This window comes from Sporosarcina sp. 179-K 3D1 HS (genome assembly GCF_047228905.1).
Lineage (GTDB): Bacteria > Bacillota > Bacilli > Bacillales_A > Planococcaceae > Sporosarcina.
On record NZ_JBFEGI010000001.1, the window covers coordinates 120,425 to 136,203 of the forward strand.

The 15,779-nt window shown below is 47.9% G+C and carries 20 protein-coding genes; 9 read left to right on the top strand and 11 right to left on the bottom strand.

Translation table 11 applies throughout. The features are described 5' to 3' along the window. Positions 1-104 precede the first annotated feature (104 nt). Positions 105-242 (bottom strand): hypothetical protein, encoded by a 138-nt coding sequence (locus AB1K83_RS00620; RefSeq protein ID WP_413056216.1) that lies wholly within the window; start codon positions 240-242, stop codon positions 105-107. 97 nt (positions 243-339) lie between these two features. Here AB1K83_RS00620 and AB1K83_RS00625 point away from each other — a divergent pair, with 97 nt between their 5' ends. Further along, complete coding sequence (locus tag AB1K83_RS00625) at positions 340-912, top strand: hypothetical protein (protein WP_413056217.1); 573 nt, start codon at positions 340-342, stop codon at positions 910-912. A 46-nt stretch (positions 913-958) separates the two neighbouring features. Next, entirely contained in the window at positions 959-1,114 is a 156-nt protein-coding gene (locus AB1K83_RS00630; protein ID WP_413056218.1) for a DUF1540 domain-containing protein, read from the top strand. A gap of 90 nt (positions 1,115-1,204) precedes the next feature. Here the strand turns inward: AB1K83_RS00630 and AB1K83_RS00635 are convergent, their stop codons facing one another. Then, positions 1,205-1,375 (bottom strand): hypothetical protein, encoded by a 171-nt coding sequence (locus AB1K83_RS00635; protein WP_413056219.1) that lies wholly within the window; start codon positions 1,373-1,375, stop codon positions 1,205-1,207. A gap of 132 nt (positions 1,376-1,507) precedes the next feature. Here AB1K83_RS00635 and AB1K83_RS00640 point away from each other — a divergent pair, with 132 nt between their 5' ends. Then, the gene (locus tag AB1K83_RS00640; protein WP_413056220.1) at positions 1,508-2,305 is read left to right on the top strand and encodes a DUF169 domain-containing protein; all 798 of its coding nucleotides are present in this window, start codon (positions 1,508-1,510) and stop codon (positions 2,303-2,305) included. Between the two features lie 62 nt (positions 2,306-2,367). On the opposite strand, the gene AB1K83_RS00645 is transcribed toward AB1K83_RS00640, so the two are convergent. After that, positions 2,368-3,225, bottom strand: a complete 858-nt coding sequence (locus AB1K83_RS00645; protein WP_413056221.1) for a YitT family protein — start codon at positions 3,223-3,225, stop codon at positions 2,368-2,370. Between the two features lie 233 nt (positions 3,226-3,458). Here AB1K83_RS00645 and AB1K83_RS00650 point away from each other — a divergent pair, with 233 nt between their 5' ends. Next, entirely contained in the window at positions 3,459-3,836 is a 378-nt protein-coding gene (locus tag AB1K83_RS00650; protein ID WP_413056222.1) for a carboxymuconolactone decarboxylase family protein, read from the top strand. Positions 3,837-3,901: 65 nt separating this feature from the next. Here AB1K83_RS00650 and AB1K83_RS00655 read toward each other — a convergent pair whose 3' ends face one another. Further along, entirely contained in the window at positions 3,902-4,237 is a 336-nt protein-coding gene (locus tag AB1K83_RS00655) for a DUF378 domain-containing protein (protein WP_413056223.1), read from the bottom strand. A 259-nt stretch (positions 4,238-4,496) separates the two neighbouring features. Here AB1K83_RS00655 and AB1K83_RS00660 point away from each other — a divergent pair, with 259 nt between their 5' ends. After that, complete coding sequence (locus AB1K83_RS00660) at positions 4,497-6,185, top strand: methyl-accepting chemotaxis protein (RefSeq protein WP_413056224.1); 1,689 nt, start codon at positions 4,497-4,499, stop codon at positions 6,183-6,185. Between the two features lie 307 nt (positions 6,186-6,492). On the opposite strand, the gene AB1K83_RS00665 is transcribed toward AB1K83_RS00660, so the two are convergent. From AB1K83_RS00665 to AB1K83_RS00675, 3 genes are all read right to left on the bottom strand, one after another. Beyond that, positions 6,493-7,284, bottom strand: a complete 792-nt coding sequence (locus AB1K83_RS00665; RefSeq protein WP_413056225.1) for a putative hydro-lyase — start codon at positions 7,282-7,284, stop codon at positions 6,493-6,495. Positions 7,285-7,306: 22 nt separating this feature from the next. After that, positions 7,307-8,527 carry an NRAMP family divalent metal transporter gene (locus AB1K83_RS00670; protein ID WP_413056226.1) on the bottom strand — a complete coding sequence of 407 codons (1,221 nt, stop codon included), beginning with the start codon at positions 8,525-8,527 and terminating at the stop codon, positions 7,307-7,309. 75 nt (positions 8,528-8,602) lie between these two features. After that, positions 8,603-9,358, bottom strand: coding sequence for a LamB/YcsF family protein (locus tag AB1K83_RS00675; protein ID WP_413056227.1), 756 nt, complete (start codon positions 9,356-9,358; stop codon positions 8,603-8,605). A gap of 248 nt (positions 9,359-9,606) precedes the next feature. On the opposite strand from AB1K83_RS00675, the gene pxpB reads away from it, so the two are divergent. Together pxpB and AB1K83_RS00685 are read left to right on the top strand one after the other, a co-directional pair. Beyond that, a complete protein-coding gene (gene pxpB / locus AB1K83_RS00680; RefSeq protein WP_413056592.1) occupies positions 9,607-10,338 on the top strand; it encodes a 5-oxoprolinase subunit PxpB in 732 nt (243 codons plus the stop codon). Further along, entirely contained in the window at positions 10,335-11,321 is a 987-nt protein-coding gene (locus tag AB1K83_RS00685) for a biotin-dependent carboxyltransferase family protein (protein ID WP_413056228.1), read from the top strand. The genes pxpB and AB1K83_RS00685 overlap by 4 nt, the downstream gene beginning before the upstream one ends. Before the next feature lie 41 nt (positions 11,322-11,362). Here the strand turns inward: AB1K83_RS00685 and AB1K83_RS00690 are convergent, their stop codons facing one another. Both AB1K83_RS00690 and AB1K83_RS00695 read right to left on the bottom strand, forming a co-directional pair. After that, on the bottom strand, positions 11,363-12,127 hold the full coding sequence (locus tag AB1K83_RS00690; RefSeq protein WP_413056229.1) for an IclR family transcriptional regulator: 765 nt from the start codon (positions 12,125-12,127) through the stop codon (positions 11,363-11,365). 187 nt (positions 12,128-12,314) lie between these two features. Beyond that, on the bottom strand, positions 12,315-13,202 hold the full coding sequence (locus AB1K83_RS00695; protein WP_413056230.1) for a DMT family transporter: 888 nt from the start codon (positions 13,200-13,202) through the stop codon (positions 12,315-12,317). Between the two features lie 160 nt (positions 13,203-13,362). Here AB1K83_RS00695 and AB1K83_RS00700 point away from each other — a divergent pair, with 160 nt between their 5' ends. Together AB1K83_RS00700 and AB1K83_RS00705 are read left to right on the top strand one after the other, a co-directional pair. Beyond that, complete coding sequence (locus tag AB1K83_RS00700; protein ID WP_413056231.1) at positions 13,363-13,509, top strand: hypothetical protein; 147 nt, start codon at positions 13,363-13,365, stop codon at positions 13,507-13,509. Positions 13,510-13,870: 361 nt separating this feature from the next. Then, a complete protein-coding gene (locus AB1K83_RS00705) occupies positions 13,871-14,137 on the top strand; it encodes a small, acid-soluble spore protein, alpha/beta type (protein ID WP_413056232.1) in 267 nt (88 codons plus the stop codon). A 124-nt stretch (positions 14,138-14,261) separates the two neighbouring features. On the opposite strand, the gene AB1K83_RS00710 is transcribed toward AB1K83_RS00705, so the two are convergent. Both AB1K83_RS00710 and AB1K83_RS00715 read right to left on the bottom strand, forming a co-directional pair. Continuing rightward, on the bottom strand, positions 14,262-14,513 hold the full coding sequence (locus AB1K83_RS00710; RefSeq protein ID WP_413056233.1) for a YqkE family protein: 252 nt from the start codon (positions 14,511-14,513) through the stop codon (positions 14,262-14,264). A gap of 23 nt (positions 14,514-14,536) precedes the next feature. After that, entirely contained in the window at positions 14,537-15,721 is a 1,185-nt protein-coding gene (locus tag AB1K83_RS00715) for an acetyl-CoA C-acetyltransferase (RefSeq protein ID WP_413056234.1), read from the bottom strand. Between the last annotated feature and the right edge of the window lie 58 nt (positions 15,722-15,779).

The window sequence follows — 15,779 nt, forward strand, 5'->3', positions numbered from 1 at the left end:
CAGAGTCGCGGCACGCTCTGTCCTGCACAGGGGCACTTTCGGCAGAAGGTGGAAAAGAAAACTTTGCACTCCGGCCGGGAGAGACGATTCTTGGCAGTGCCGCATCATTCTAGCCCGGACAACCGTTTCATCTCCAATTTCTCCAAACGTTCCTCCAGCTCCTTATTCCGCTTAATTCCCTCGAGTGCATATAACATCGACAACAACGCGAGAAGAAACGAAGCGTACATAAACCATTCCATACCATCCTCCTCCTTTCGAATCCAGTCCTTTATACGTTATCTTCCCCAAATGAAGGGATGAAGAAACGTTGGGATGCTGTATTAAAGAGGCCTCTTTATGGGTATTTTCTTACTATATCCTATACTCAAAGAGGTGAAAATAGTCGTGTCCCCTACCGATCACCGTAAAATTGGCCGACTCGTCATCTTTGTCATACCTATAATCATCCTTCTCGGCCTCGCCATCCCACCCGCTGTCGCTTGGATATACGGCGCCAAGGTCGTCCTACAAGCAACCGCTCAACCACAACATGAGGACAAGTCTTTCGTATTACTGCAATATACGATTGAAAAGGTGCCTGCACCCTTGCTATCCGATACTTTGCGTAAAACAATCGCAACCGGAGCGGCTTCCGGACCGGTCAAAGTGTTCGGGAAACTGGCCAAACAAGGAAATTATCATGTTTTGACCGAATTGACAGACCGCAAACCTGACGGCGGCACCTACTTATCCGGGAGATTGCAAAACGCCGAACTGGACACCGATTACACTGTCGATTTCGGCCTGGCCCGCTTCCATTTACTTGATCCGGAAAACGAACATGCCCCAGATCCATGGGTTGCCCAAGTTAACATCAAGTCCGGTTACGGCATTGTGACAAAAATTAATTCAAACCGGCTATCCGATTAGGCTTTCCACACTTAGGGCATGATACGTTTGAGGAGGTGGAATGATTATGGGTCAACGAATTCTTTGCGAAGTCAATAACTGCACCTACTGGGGCGAGGGCAATAAATGCCGCGCCGACGTAATCTACGTTGTCAGCCAAACCGGCAAACAAGCCGCCGACAGCGAAGAGACCGACTGCAAAACCTTCAAACCGGAAATCTGACATCCTCCTGGAACCTGCCAAGCGCTGAACCTAACGTTCAGCCTTGGCTTTTTTGAGTCGGCGAAGACCTTCATCGTAAGTCGACCATGATTAGGCGGATTCCTTTATCGCTTCGACGTAATTCTCCGCAATTTCGTCGTAATCCTCCGCCCCTTTATCTGAATTCTCCCAGTGGTCGTACTCCTCAGTCGGTTTGTCGTAATTCTTCATCATTTTGGCGGAGTCCTCACCACATTTGTCGTAATCCTCCACTTCGTCCAACCCAACACGCCGCCAACTCTACTAACCTCCCTCTTCTTGACAACGGTCTTTATTAAATAGATAATTACAATAGTTGGACCAATTTAAATAATTAAGGGGAGAATTTGGTTCTACGAAAAAGGGGGATTATGTATGAACGCAGAAACACAAACGACATATGATTGGAAAGGAATTGTAGCCGAGCTCAATCAATACCTACGGCTCAAAACGACACCGATTGGGATGAAAATGTATGCTACGACGGAAGAAATGGAAGCGGTTCCAAAAATCCGCCGACCGCAGCAACGCCACCTGCTTGACCAAATTGTCGCACAATCAGCGCGCCTAGGTTGGACTGTAGGTATTACGGGGAATGATTTGGCGATGAAGCAATGCGGAGCCATCGCGGGACTCCTGCCTCAAGATGAGGACTGGCTATCGGGGGAAGCCATGGAAGGAGTCTGGTTTGGCACGCGCGAAGATTCGGCAGCTCACCAAGAAAGCTTGGATGTCGTCAAGTTCGGAGCGTATAAAGCACTTGCTGTTTCACCATTAGAAGTGGGTCGAATCGACAATCCGGATATTTGTCTCATTTACGCAACGCCCGGACAAATGATTTTATTAATTAACGGCTTACAGTGGGAAGGGTTCAAGAAGTTCGAATGGAGCGTGGCGGGCGAAAGTTCATGCGCAGATTCATGGGGACGCGCCCTATCAACCGGGACGCCGAGCTTATCCATCCCATGTTATGCAGAACGCCGATATGGTGGCGTGCTAGATGATGAATTGCTAATGGCCATCCCGCCTGCTGATTTAGTTAAGGGGATTGAAGGCTTGAAAAAACTATCGAAAAACGGGCTCCGTTATCCAATTCCGCAATATGGAATCCAAATCGATCCAACGGAAAGCCTTGAGCCGATCTATCCGAAATGGGTACGGCCGACGATTTGACTTCTACCTGCTTGGTCTATATATCAAAAAGGTGCCGAGGGAATTTCCCCCAGCACCTTTTTTCATTCTACAACTTCGCCTTCTTTCCGGAAAAAGCCGAAAATGCCAACCGTTTGCACGATGTTCGTAAAGGCTTTCGGATCCACTTCCGTAATGATTTTTTCCAAATCGTATAATTCGTAACGAGTGATCACGACGTACAACATATGCCTATCTTCTTTCGAATAAGCCCCTTTGGCGGGTAGAATCGTGATGCCCCGTACCATTTTCTGATGGATTGCCTGCTGCAGCTCATCCGCATGAAGTGTCACAATCATCGCTGTCAGTTTTTCATGCCGCGTATGGAGCGCATCAATAACAGCGGTTGTGACGTACAAGGTCAACATCGTATAGAGCGCATTTTCCGGTTTATATAAAATGCCAGCCATGACAATAATAATGCCATTTAAAACAAGAAAATAGGTCCCGATTGGTTTGTCATTAATTCGGGAGAGCAACATGGCAATAATGTCCAACCCGCCCGTCGATGCCCCCAGTTTCAACGTATAGCCGACGCCGACCCCCATGATGACGCCCCCTGCGACCGCATTCAAGATGATGTCGTCAGACACCGATAAAATCGGCAGCATCTCCAGAAACAGTGTCATAAATGCGACCGATACGATGCTGTAAATGGTAAACCCCTTACCGACCTTGAACCAGCCGAGAATGACAACCGGAATATTCATTACTAGCAACAGAATTCCTGTACTCAACGTGATGCCGAAGTAATCATACAACACACTCGACACCAGCTGGGCAACCCCTGAAAATCCACTCGCATAAACATTAGCATTGATCAGAAAAAAATTTAAAGAAAGCGCAACTAAGAACGACCCGAAAATGACGGCAAAAATGCGCTTGACTTCAATAAAGAACATGGGCGAGTGACCTCCTAAGCGATAAAAATGACGATTAAAGCATTGCATTCGTATGTACCATCATACTATATAACCGCTTATACGTGCATCCCGAATTAGTCGCAAATCACAGGTTTCTACGCCATGGAAAGGAATCACTTCGCTGGGGACCAAATTAGATGATCATGTATAACTTTTCCGTTTCACTCACACAGTACGATAGAGATCGTAAATTTGAAACAGGAGTGAGGGCAATGGAACAACAATTCGAAAACCAAATTGCGAATTATTATGATGAATCCATTTTAGAGTACAAGGAAGGTAGCAGTCGCCTGCAAGAACGTCTCCCGAAAGTGGCACAAGGGTACTTTGATTTCACCCAAGCTTGCTTTACGGATGGAGCACTCAGTGCCAAGCAGAAGCAACTAACCGCACTCGGTATCAGCATCTATGCCCGGGACGAGTATTGCATCATGTTCCACACGAAAGAGGCAGTCAGCCTTGGTGCATCGGAAGAGGAGATCATGGAAACAATAGCAGTCAGCTCTGCGCTCGGCGGTGGTTCCGCCTTTTCGCAAGGCGTTACGCTTGCGATGGACTCCTTCGATTATTATAGTCAGACGTTGCACTAAGACTCGCAGCTGCTAATGGAACAAAAATACCCCTTTCGCTCAAACGTCGAAAGGAGGTATTTTTCTTATTCTTTCTTATTGTCATCTGGATTTTGATTCATTCCATGCATGCGAGTCACATCATGTTCTTCTCCGAATTCCGTATTCAGATTGGGATTGGTGAATCGTGGATCTCTTCGTGCTTCAACCCGTTCCTGTCCTTCGTCTTCCCATTGCTTGAATAATAATCCCAAACAAACTAGACCACTAATACCGACTAACCCATAAACGACGCGGGACCAAAACGCATCTTGCCCACCAAACAGCGAAGCGACCAGATCAAATTGAAATAGGCTGATCAATCCCCAATTCAACGCCCCGATAATGACCAAGGCCAAGGCGATCCGTTGTAATGTTCTCATGACTTGCCTCCTTTCCATATAGGATTATCATTTGCTATTTGAGGATTTTCATACATATAAAGAGCTGGCTCATTTGAAATTTGGCACTTCAAGGCAGCATCTACATTTTGAAAACTCAAGCAAACGCTTCCTGTCTTGATGTTGCTCATATACCTAACAGGAAAAAATACTTATTATTCACACTTTTTCGCATTAAGTCTATACGCCTACTCATAGTTGGTTTATAATGGAATATATATAGAAAAAATGGGGTGATGGGATGCGTTTGACTGTGGGTCGTAAGTTGTGGGGAGGATTCCTGACAGTTCTCATATTTTTAATCATTGTCGGGTTAGCAGGCTATTGGTCACTATCGCAAATGGACAAACAGTACCGGTTTTTAATTGATGATCGGATTGAGAAGGTTTTATTGTTGGAGGAATTGGGAGCCATCCAAAGTAAAATGACCGGCGAGATGCGTGGGTTTCTTCTCTTAAAAGACGGTGTGCATTTAATGAGCCGAATGGAATTAAGTGAGCGATTCGAACATATCCAGCAGCAATTGACTACTATGATGACTAGTAAAAGCAACCTTGATATTCTGGCGGACATCAGTGAGGCCAATCAAGATTATACAGCCGTCCTTGATATGGTTTTAGTTGATGCCAGCAACGGAAAATATGATACCGCTTTAGCTAATTTGCCGAACGCGACCGAATATGAACAGCAAATTGCCGAAAAAATATCTGAACTTATCCAGATTCAGAAAAACGAGATGGAAGTGTCGGAGGGGGCGTTGAAAACGCAACTTTCCCAGACAAACACTCTCATCGTAGTGGTAATCGGCATTGCTATTTTAACGAGCATTTTCGTCGCCTTCTTTATCGGCCGCAGCATCGCACGTCCAGTCGGACAGATGACCGATGCCATTTCTGAAATCGCAAAGGGGAATTTAGCGGCGGAGCCTGTCATCATCCGGAATCGTGATGAAATTGGGGATATGGCCAAAGCGTATAATGAGATGACGGAAGATTTGCGCAACGTTATTATGCGCGCACGGGATACATCCGTCCAACTGGCGGTCCAAGCGGAACAACTCTCTGCAAGTTCCGAAGAAAGTTTGGCCGCATCTGAAATGGTAGCGGATATTTCGGAACGCAATTTGGCCGGAAGCGATGAGCAAGTGACCATTGTCAGTGATACGACTGCGTCCATGGAAGAAATGGTCTCAGGTATCGATCGTATCACCGCGAACAATGAAACGATGCTACGTTCTTCCGAAGATGTAGCACGCCTCGTTACACAAGGTTCGGGATACATGCAGAATGTAACCGATCAGATGAATCGCATCCACGCGGCAATTGATCATACCGCAGATTGGATGAAAGAAATGGAAGAACACTCTAAAAACATTCGCAACGTGACGAGCCTCATTACCGCCATCGCCGACCAAACAAACTTGCTCGCCTTGAACGCCGCTATCGAAGCGGCACGAGCCGGCGAACACGGCAAAGGTTTTGCGGTCGTTGCAGAAGAAGTGCGCCACCTCGCGGAACAATCCCGTACCTCTGCTGCTGAAATTGGCCAGACAGTGAATACGATGATCGAGGACGTAGCCCGGGTCGTCGAGAGTACGGTAGAAAGCAACGAGCGAGTTCAAGAAGGATTGGCAGTCACCAAGCAGACAAGGGAAATCTTCACTGAGATTGAACACGCCGAGCGGGATGTAGGTGAAAAAGTCGCCACCGTCTCAGCCGCCATCGAACAAATTCGGGCGATGACGAACCAAGTCGCGGAAGGAGCCGCGAAAGTGCAAGAACTCGCCCATCGCGCAACTACCGAAGCCCAATCCACCAGTGCCGCCACGGAACAACAACTGGCCGCCAACCAAGAAATCTCATCGAACGCACAAATCCTTGCCGAACTTGCCGAGAAACTGCAGTTGGACATGGAGCATTTCACCATCTAGGGGGATGTGAATTTATAAGCGGTTATGAGCGCTTGACAAGAGTTATGAGCGGTGCGCAGACAGTATAAGCGCCTGACGAGAGTTATGGGCGGTGCGCTAACATTATAAGCGCCTGACAAGATTTTTGGGCGGTGCGCAGACTTTATGAGCGCTTGACGCGAACTATGAGCGCGCCGCAGACACTAGGAGCGTCCGGAAAAAATCCGATTTCCATCACAATAAAAACCCATCCTTTCCTATTAAATAGGAGGGACGGGTTTTCATTTACACGGCTAGCTCCGGGCGCCAAAGGCTCGGGCTTTTGTCCTTACAACACAGCCAAGGATTCGTCGCGGATATCGCTGATGAACATGCAGCCGGGCGCGTGGGTGATCATGATGGCCGGCTTGCTTTCCATGGCGACCGCTTGGGGCGTGACGCCGCATGCCCAGAATACAGGGACTTCCCCTTCTTTGATCGGAACCGCATCGCCGAAATCCGGTTTGTTGATGTCCATGATTCCGATTTGACTCGGATCCCCAATATGAAGCGGTGATCCATGAACTGCGGGAAATCTGGTTGTGATCTGGACAGCGCGGATAGCGTCTTCGGGTGTCATCGGTCGCATGCTCACCACAGTCGGCCCTTCGAATACTCCTGCTTTTTCACAAGGAATATTCGTCTTATACATTGGGACATTGCATTTTTCCTCGATATGCCGGATCGGAATGCCCGCTTCCAAAAGCGGCGTCTCAAACGTAAAACTACAGCCTAAGAGGAACCCGACCATATCATCTTCCCAGTAATCGGTAATATCCATCACTTCCTCTGTGTATACTCCATTTTTGTAAATGCGGTATTTTGGAATGTCCGTCAGCAGACTCGCCTCTTTTGCAATCTTGCTTGGGCGGAAGGAACCTGGCTCCGTAACATCCAATAATGGGCAAGCCTTCGGGTTCCGTTGGCAGAACAGCAGGAAATCAAACGCATGCTCTTTTTTCAAAATGACGAGATTCGCTTGGGTATAGCCTTTTGACATCCCAGCAGTCGGTCCCGTAATTTCTTGTTTCCGGATCAATTCCCTTATTTCGGTCGGTGTCATCGTTTCAAACGCACTCAATTGCCTCTCCTCCTTGGGTATTTTATTTAAACAGCAATGGAATTTGTTCGATTAATGTAATGATTCCTAAAACTCCCATGATGATAACGACGAAGGCACCCGGGATGGTCAACCAAATCGGTTGTTTGTAGGAACCGACGATTTCTTTTTTATACGCAGCCACGAGGATCGTACCGAGAGCTAACGGCAAGATCAATGCGTTTAGTGCACCAACCAACAGTAGAATATTAACTGGACGACCAACAAACGCGAAGGTTAACGTTGAAACTAAGATGAATAAAATGATCACCCAGTTATGATACTTTTCAATGGCCGGATGGAAGGAACGGATGAACGAAACCGACGTGTACGCCGCTCCGACAACAGAAGTGATCGCTGCCGCCCACATAATGACACCGAACATCCGAAACCCGATATCGCCCGCAGCCAGTTGGAAGACCGATGCCGGCGGATTATCCGGATCGATGGCGAGCCCTTGGGAGACGACGCCAAGCACCGCCAGAAACAGTGCCACCCGCATGATACCGGTTACAACAATACCCGTGACCGAACTTTTCGTCACTTCCGGCAAAGATTCAATCCCTTTTACACCTGCATCCAATAATCGGTGACCTCCCGCGAAGGTGATATAACCGCCAACTGTGCCACCGACAAGCGTCACAATTGCGAAAATGCTGATCTGCTCTGGCCAGACAGTATTGACAATGGCTTCACCAACTGGAGGCGATGTCGTAAAAGCGACATACAACATGAGAAGGATCATGATAAATCCTGCCGCCTGAGCCACTTTATCCATCACTTTCCCCGCCTCTTTGACGATGAATATGAAAATGGCAAAAGCGGCACTGATAATGGCGCCTGTAATCGGTTCCACACCGAGCATCGCGTTCAAGCCGAGTCCAGCTCCGGCGACGTTCCCGATATTAAAGGCGAGTCCGCCCATGACGATTAGGACTGCTAACACGATGCCGAGCCCCGGCAGAACTTTATTCGCGATTTCCTGTCCGCGTAATCCGGACACCGCGATAATGCGCCAGACGTTGATTTGCGCAAATACATCCAAGACCAATGAAATCAATATGACAAAAGCGAAACTCGCAGCTAACTGTTGTGTAAAGACAGTCGTCTGCGTCAGAAAACCAGGACCGATGGAGGAGGTCGCCATGAGGAATGCCGCGCCGAGCAAGACGCTCCGACTTACTTTCCTCGTCCCTTGGTTCTGTTCCAGTTTTTCCTTATTCATTCAAAAACCTCCTCTATTATCAATTTCGTATGAGCGTAATCGAATTCTTTACATACTTTTATCGGTGGTGGCTTGTTAGAAAGCAACCACTTGAACCGCATTGGCTTCCAATTGGGATTTTACAAACTTTGCAAAATCAAGCGCGTGCGCCCCGTCCCCATGGATACAAATAGTATCAGCCTGCAACTCTACTTCAGTACCCTGCTGGGACGTTACTTTCCCTTCCGTCACCATCCGCACGACTTGTGCTGCCGCTTTGTCTGTATCCGTAATAAGCGCATCGGCCTGAATTCGTGAAGTGAGTGAACCATCAGTTTGATACGTCCTGTCTGCAAATACTTCATGAGCGGTACGCAAACCGACTTTCTCCCCTGCTTTTGCCAATTCACTCGAAGCTAGTCCAAATAAAACGAGCGATGGATTGACGTCATACACGGCCTGAGCAATTGCTTCAGCCAGTTCGCGGTCACGTGCCGCCATATTATATAGGGCTCCATGAGGTTTTACATGCTGCATCGTTTCATTGAAGGTCGACAGGACCCCTTGCAACGCGCCAATCTGGTAAACGACCATGTCATAACCTTCCTGTGGCGTAATTTTCATTTCCCTGCGCCCAAAGCCGTTCAAGTCTGGCAAACCAGGATGCGCTCCTATTTTCACGCCATTCTCAATCGCTAGCTTCACGGTTTCACGCATGACGGTTGGATCACCTGCATGAAATCCGCACGCAACATTGGCCGAGGTGACATATTTCAAAATGTCTTTCTGCTCTCCAAGCTGATACCGGCCAAAACTTTCTCCCAAATCGCAGTTTAAATCGACACGAAACATTTAGATCTCCTCCAATTTTCTTTCAATAGAAAGCGTTTACAAATATTTTTGTTCCGAATTTTGGAACTAAGGTTTTGAATTTGTAAGTTAATCATATCACAAACTATTATTTTTGAATAGACAAACGAATCAATTTCTCTCTTTTCAAACTTCATGTCTTGTTTTTTAAACAGTTCCCTTTATAATAAATATAGATCCGATTTCTAGAACACCTGTACCGAATTTCGAAACAACAGGGGGTTATTATGATGCTAGAATTACAAACTAAACCATTGATCAAGCCTCTCGGAGACTCGGCTTTACACGTCCAACTCGGTGCAGGCATCGATCCAGCCATCCATGAAAAGGTGAAAAACTTGCTACGTCTTCTTAACGAGCAGCCTTTTGAAGGATGGATCGAATGTGTCCCGGCTTATAATAATATTACAGTCTATTATGATCCGACCCTAGTCCTTCAATCGCATAGCGCTGAAGCACAATCTTCATTCCAAAAGGTGAGCGCTTACATTCTAGGTTTGATTCAACAACTAGGAGAAAGCGGTTCCAGTGCAGGAAATATCGTCACCATTCCCGTTTTGTATGGCGGTGAATTCGGCCCTGATCTGGAGCATGTAGCCCAGGTGAATGGATTAACAACGGATCAAGTGATCGACATCCATTCGGGGAGTGACTATCTCGTCTATATGATCGGCTTCGCGCCGGGATTTCCGTTCATGGGTGGGATGGATGAACGTATCGCCACGCCTCGGAAAGATTCGCCGCGTTTGTCCATCCCTCCTGGATCTGTCGGAATCGCAGGGAAGCAAACCGGAATTTACCCTTTGGAAACACCGGGAGGCTGGCAAATCATTGGTCGCACGCCAGTTGACTTGTTCCTTCCTGAGCTGACGCCCCCAACCCGCTTGCAATCGGGAGATAAAATCAAGTTTACTCCCATCACTCCTGAGGAATACGACGAAATGAAGGAAGTGAAGCAATGACAATCCACGTTCTACATCCAGGCGCCCTGGCCACAATCCAAGATAAAGGGAGATATGGCTATCAACAATTTGGGGTCATTGTCAGCGGCGCCATGGATTCCTATTCCATGCGGATTGCCAATTGGCTCGTCGGCAACACGGACAACGAAGGGGCGTTGGAAGTGACAATGTTCGGAACGAGTTTACAATTTGAAAAAGACGGGGTCATCGCCATTACAGGAGCCGACTTGACTGCGTTACTCGATGGCATGCCCGCTCCAACATGGAGGCCGATACTCGTCCGAAAAGGTTCCATCCTCAAATTCAAAGCAGCCAAAAAAGGGAGCCGTGCCTATATTGCCATCGCCGGCGGATTTAATATTCCTGAAGTGATGGGCAGCAAAAGCACCTACTTAAAAGCTGGCATCGGCGGCTTTCATGGAAGAGCCATTCAAAAAGGCGATCGCTTGGCGTTCGGCTCCGCTTTTTCGCGTCAGAATCAAGCCGTCCTCGATCAACTGAAAATCAGCCCTGCGAAATGGTCTGTCCGCTATGATGAAGTGCTACGCTTCGGCAAAGAACAAAAGATCCGGGTCGTTCATGGGACCGAATTTGACCGTTTCGATGAAGCCAGCCGTCACAGGCTCGTAAATGAATCGTACACACTGACAACCGATGCGGACCGGATGGGATTCCGGTTCAAAGGGCCTTCCCTCTCCTTGGAAGATAAATTTGAATTACTCTCGGAGGGGGTCACGTATGGCACCGTTCAAATCCCGTCGAACGGACAGCCTATCATCTTGATGGCCGATCGCCAAACGACTGGCGGCTATCCGAAAATCGCACAAGTCATTTCCGCCGACTTGCCGACGCTCGCCCAACTGCAGCCGAACGCCAACGTCCGATTCCAAGCGATCTCCTTCGAAGAAGCGGAACAGGAGTTGCTGCGTCATACCCAAATTATGAAAGAAATCCATATTGGAATTCGACTTAAACAAAAATAAAGCAGACGGAGATCGGTCTCCGCCTGCTTTTCATTTTCCTATTACTCTTCTGCACTGGCGTATCCCAATCGCCATGAAATTTGACGTGCTGCCTCCTTGGCCCGCTCCCGCAAATAGTCAATTTGTTCGCTTTGGTAATTCGCTTCAATTCCGGCAATACTAATGCCCGCAACGACTTCCCCTTTATGGTTGAAAATGGGGGCCGCGACAGCGGATGTATGATTTTCCAATTCAGAATGACTTAGCGTATACCCATCGATTTTCGCTTGGCGAATCGACTCCACTAACGTTTCCTTATCCGTAATTGTACCAAGAGCAAACGGCTTCAATTCCACCGACTCCAAATACGCTTCAATTTCTTCTTCCGGCAAATGGGACAAGATAACGCGCGAGCATGCCCCTGCATAAAGCGGACTCCTCCGTCCGATTGCGGTATAGAGCCGAACTTTCTGATACATATCAATCTTTTCAACGTAAACCGCCTCGTCCCCTTCCCGGACAATGAGGTTAATTGCCTCTTTAACCTCTTTATGGAGGGCTTCCATGATCGGATAGGCAACTTTCCGGATATCTAGCCGCGCCAGCACCAAATGACCGAATTTCAAGAAAAGCAGACCCAACCGGTACTTCGCATCGGCGCCTTTCTCCAACAGACCCATCTCCTCCAACGACTGCAACATCCGATATACCGACGTCTTCGGAATCCCTGAGATATCAATGATTTCTTGAAAGGTCAACTCCGCATGATCGATGAATAAATTCAAAATATCCATGGAGCGGACGACCGTTTTATTTTTATTATTCATATTGTCTCCTTATGTACAAGCGACTCGCTCTTTTTTCCATTGTAATTAACAAAATCAATTACGCCTTGACGTAATTGCGTCCAGACTTTTTCGAGCTTGCTCCCTCTGAAAGTCTGTGACATCCGCTGGAGGCTTTATCTGAATTCAGCGAGCGTTTGAACCCCCGCTTAAGTGGAGAACACTAGTATTATCCCGACTTAATGAAGTAGGGGAATTCTGCTGAATTCAGATAAATGCTCAGGCCGACGAGCAGCAAACCAACGAGCAGCGTGTACGTCAACGGCTCCCCAAAGAATACCGTACCGATGAAAACGGCAATGATTGGAACGAGAAAAGTGAATGAACCGACCTTACTGGCCTCTCCCGCATTGACCAATGTGTAATAAATGACATAGGAAATCGGAATCCCGAAGGTCGCCCCGTAACCGATGCCAATCCATGTCGGGATCGTCCATTCAATGGCAGACCAGCTTTCCGTCATCGATCCCACCCCAAGCAACACGGATCCACCAACAATACTTTGAAGGGAGACCATCCAGAACGCATTGATATCCCGGCTCACTTTTTTTACATATACCGTCCCCAATGCCCAACAGAGGGCCGTCAATAGACCGAGCATCACACCAATGACCGAAATATGCACAAGCAGCCCGTCGATACTTACAATAATGATGCCAACAAAACCGAAAAGCAGGCCGACAATTTTCACAGGCGCCAAATACTCGCCGAGCCACAACCATGCGAACAAGCCGAGCAACACAGGCTGGAAATACACAAGTACCGAAAAAAGGCCGCCTGGCAAATATACGAGGCCGACCGTCTGCAAACCAAAAAAGAGGATCGAGTTAAATAAAGATGAAATCACGTACTTTTTCCAGTTTTCCCGCCACCGTATTTCGCTCCGCTTCGCAAAGACGAAGGCGCCTAACAGCAAACCACCTAACAAGGCGCGAATGCCCGCAAATAACACAGGTGGCATATGGAGCAACGTCATTTTATAAACCGACCAACTGGCCCCCCAGAAAAAAACTAATAATAGAAGGGCGAGGTTGGATTTCGTAAACAGATTCCTCACAACCAATTAGACTTCCTTTCAAAAGCTAGGCTCCTGCCCCCTCGCGCTAGGGCAGGCGGATACAAGGCCAAGAAGGTCTCTTCCTATACTATACAATAAAAACCGGGCATCAGGGACGACGCAAAAATAAATTGAAGAAATATTATAAAAAAGGTTTACGATGTGTGAAGACGGGTATATAACAAATACAAGGCAGAACGACCGGCGGAACACCGGGGCAGACGAGCTACCTGCACGAGGTTCCGACGTAGAAATGCACAGCCTTGGCGGAAAATTTGCTTTGCTGGCGACAGGGACACTCGTATGAAACGATGAGTCATCCGTTTCAACCACTTTGTGAACCAAGCAGTAGAGGTGAAGTTTTTTGTGGAAGTGCTACTGAGAGACTGACACCGTGAGGAATGGAAGACCGACGTCCTCGCCGGAACGGCAGACGGGTCAGATCGATCAAACTGCACTGGCGAGCGTTACAAGATCGTCAGAAAGAACAGTTTGTATGATGGAAAAATGTCGAATTTTCCGGTGCTCCCCTCTTTAGGGGTCAGAAAAGCATGGGTCCCGCGGGACCATGCTTTTTCTGTGTGCACAACAAACATGAAATTGACCTCTTTTTTCAAGTAGTGATTTTTCTTTTTCCGGACACACTACGAATAAAAGGAGGAAAGCAAATGGGAAAAAACAATCGAATTTTAGTGCCGGAAGCGCGCCCAGCTTTGGATCAATTGAAGCAAGATGTAATGAAAGCAAAAGGCTATAGGGCCGATCACCCCGATGGCGCCAAATTTGAAATCGCCGATGAACTGGGAATTCCCCTATCCCGTGGCTATAACGGAAAACTGACTGCAGAAGAAGCCGGTAAAATTGGTGGCCCGATCGGTGGCACTATGGTAAAAGAAATGATCAAGCTAGCGCAGCAACAATTGGCCCAGAAATGAATGCTACGCAAGTCCGCCTCTTCGGGGACTGGCGTTTTTGTTCTGAACGGACTTCCACTTGCTCTCCTACGCAAAAACGCACACCAGAGATAAACCCGATGTGCGTCTTTGCTTTTTTTGTAGATTAAAATTTCGATCCAAGATCCCCATATTCATCAAGCAATTCTGCAAAACTTTTATTCTTCTCCCGTTCTTTCCGTTCCCGCAAAAGCTGGGCTTGGCGCTCTTCCTCTTTCGCTGATTCGGCAGCAGAGAGTTCCTGTTTTGCCGCTTTCAGCTTGGCGAGCACATCCTCATCCAGTGCGTCCGATACCGTTACATTCCCGCCATCAACTTGTTTCTTGGGAGTAGCGGCTTGTTTTCGTTTCTTCGCCATTTCTTTTCTTCACCTGCCTACCTTCAAGGACGTTTTACAATTGTCGCGACCCCTTGGCCACCACCGATACATAATGTAGCAAGGCCCGTTTTGGCATCGCGACGCTGCATTTCATGCAGTAGCGTAACGAGAACCCGTGCACCGCTTGCCCCGATTGGGTGACCGAGCGCAATGGCACCTCCGTTGACGTTGAGTTTGGAGTGATCAAAACCGAGCTCTCGATCGACTGCGAGCGATTGGGCCGCAAACGCCTCGTTTGCCTCCACGAGGTCGATGTCCGCTAACTGCATATCCGCTTTCTTCAATACATTTTTCACCGCTTGAACCGGGCCGATTCCCATGACGGATGGATTTACGCCTGCACTCGCGTTCGCTGCGATTGTAGCGAGAGGTGTCAGGCCAAGCTCTTCCGCTTTCGCTTTGGACATGATGACGAGTGCCGCAGCTCCATCGTTAATACCTGAAGCATTACCAGCCGTGACACTGCCCTCTTTCTTGAAAGCTGGACGTAGTTTGCTCAGCTTTTCTGCTGTCGAATCTGCTTTAACATATTCATCTTCAGCGAAAAGGATCGGATCGCCTTTTCGCTGTGGAATCTCAATCGGAACGATTTCATCTTTGAAACGTCCTGCCTCGGCTGCCGCTGCGGCATTTGCTTGCGAACGGGCTGCAAATTCATCTTGCTCTTCCCGTGTAATCGAATAGCGGTCGCACAGATTCTCCGCCGTAATCCCCATATGATAATCATTGAATGCACACCATAATCCATCTGTAATCATGCTGTCAACGACTTTTTGATCTCCCATTTTAAAACCATCTCGTGCGTTCTTCATTACATAAGGCGCTTGGCTCATATTCTCCATGCCGCCTGCCACGACGATGTCCGCATCCCCTGCCACAATCGCCTGTCTTGCCAAGTGAACGGTCTTCAATCCAGATCCGCACACTTTATTGATCGTCATGGAAGGGACCGTTTCCGGAAGTCCCGCTTTCATGGCTGCTTGTCGCGCCGGATTTTGGCCAAGGCCCGCTTGAAGTACATTCCCCATAATGACTTCATCTACGCTCTCCGGTGCTACCCCTGCACGCGCTAACGCTTCTTTTATCACAATTGCCCCAAGTTCAGTTGCAGAGACATTTTTCAACGAGCCGAGGAACGACCCGATTGGAGTTCTGACCGCACTGACGATAACCACTTCTGTTGCCACATTATTTTCCCCCTTAATTTGGATAATCATTGATTCTAGTGTCATCCCTTCAGTACAA

Excerpts from the sequence above, each read along its gene's own strand:
- AB1K83_RS00675 (WP_413056227.1), bottom strand. The coding sequence starts at position 9,358 with ATGTTTCGTGTCGATTTAAACTGCGATTTGGGAGAAAGTTTTGGCCGG.
- AB1K83_RS00650 (WP_413056222.1), top strand. The coding sequence starts at position 3,459 with ATGGAACAACAATTCGAAAACCAAATTGCGAATTATTATGATGAATCC.
- AB1K83_RS00710 (WP_413056233.1), bottom strand. The coding sequence starts at position 14,513 with ATGGCGAAGAAACGAAAACAAGCCGCTACTCCCAAGAAACAAGTTGAT.
- AB1K83_RS00620 (WP_413056216.1), bottom strand. The coding sequence starts at position 242 with ATGGAATGGTTTATGTACGCTTCGTTTCTTCTCGCGTTGTTGTCGATG.
- AB1K83_RS00700 (WP_413056231.1), top strand. The coding sequence starts at position 13,363 with ATGTGTGAAGACGGGTATATAACAAATACAAGGCAGAACGACCGGCGG.
- pxpB (WP_413056592.1), top strand. The coding sequence starts at position 9,607 with ATGCTAGAATTACAAACTAAACCATTGATCAAGCCTCTCGGAGACTCG.
- AB1K83_RS00705 (WP_413056232.1), top strand. The coding sequence starts at position 13,871 with ATGGGAAAAAACAATCGAATTTTAGTGCCGGAAGCGCGCCCAGCTTTG.
- AB1K83_RS00660 (WP_413056224.1), top strand. The coding sequence starts at position 4,497 with ATGCGTTTGACTGTGGGTCGTAAGTTGTGGGGAGGATTCCTGACAGTT.
- AB1K83_RS00625 (WP_413056217.1), top strand. The coding sequence starts at position 340 with ATGGGTATTTTCTTACTATATCCTATACTCAAAGAGGTGAAAATAGTC.
- AB1K83_RS00670 (WP_413056226.1), bottom strand. The coding sequence starts at position 8,527 with ATGAATAAGGAAAAACTGGAACAGAACCAAGGGACGAGGAAAGTAAGT.
- AB1K83_RS00640 (WP_413056220.1), top strand. The coding sequence starts at position 1,508 with ATGAACGCAGAAACACAAACGACATATGATTGGAAAGGAATTGTAGCC.
- AB1K83_RS00645 (WP_413056221.1), bottom strand. The coding sequence starts at position 3,225 with ATGTTCTTTATTGAAGTCAAGCGCATTTTTGCCGTCATTTTCGGGTCG.
- AB1K83_RS00690 (WP_413056229.1), bottom strand. The coding sequence starts at position 12,127 with ATGAATAATAAAAATAAAACGGTCGTCCGCTCCATGGATATTTTGAAT.
- AB1K83_RS00655 (WP_413056223.1), bottom strand. The coding sequence starts at position 4,237 with ATGAGAACATTACAACGGATCGCCTTGGCCTTGGTCATTATCGGGGCG.
- AB1K83_RS00630 (WP_413056218.1), top strand. The coding sequence starts at position 959 with ATGGGTCAACGAATTCTTTGCGAAGTCAATAACTGCACCTACTGGGGC.
- AB1K83_RS00685 (WP_413056228.1), top strand. The coding sequence starts at position 10,335 with ATGACAATCCACGTTCTACATCCAGGCGCCCTGGCCACAATCCAAGAT.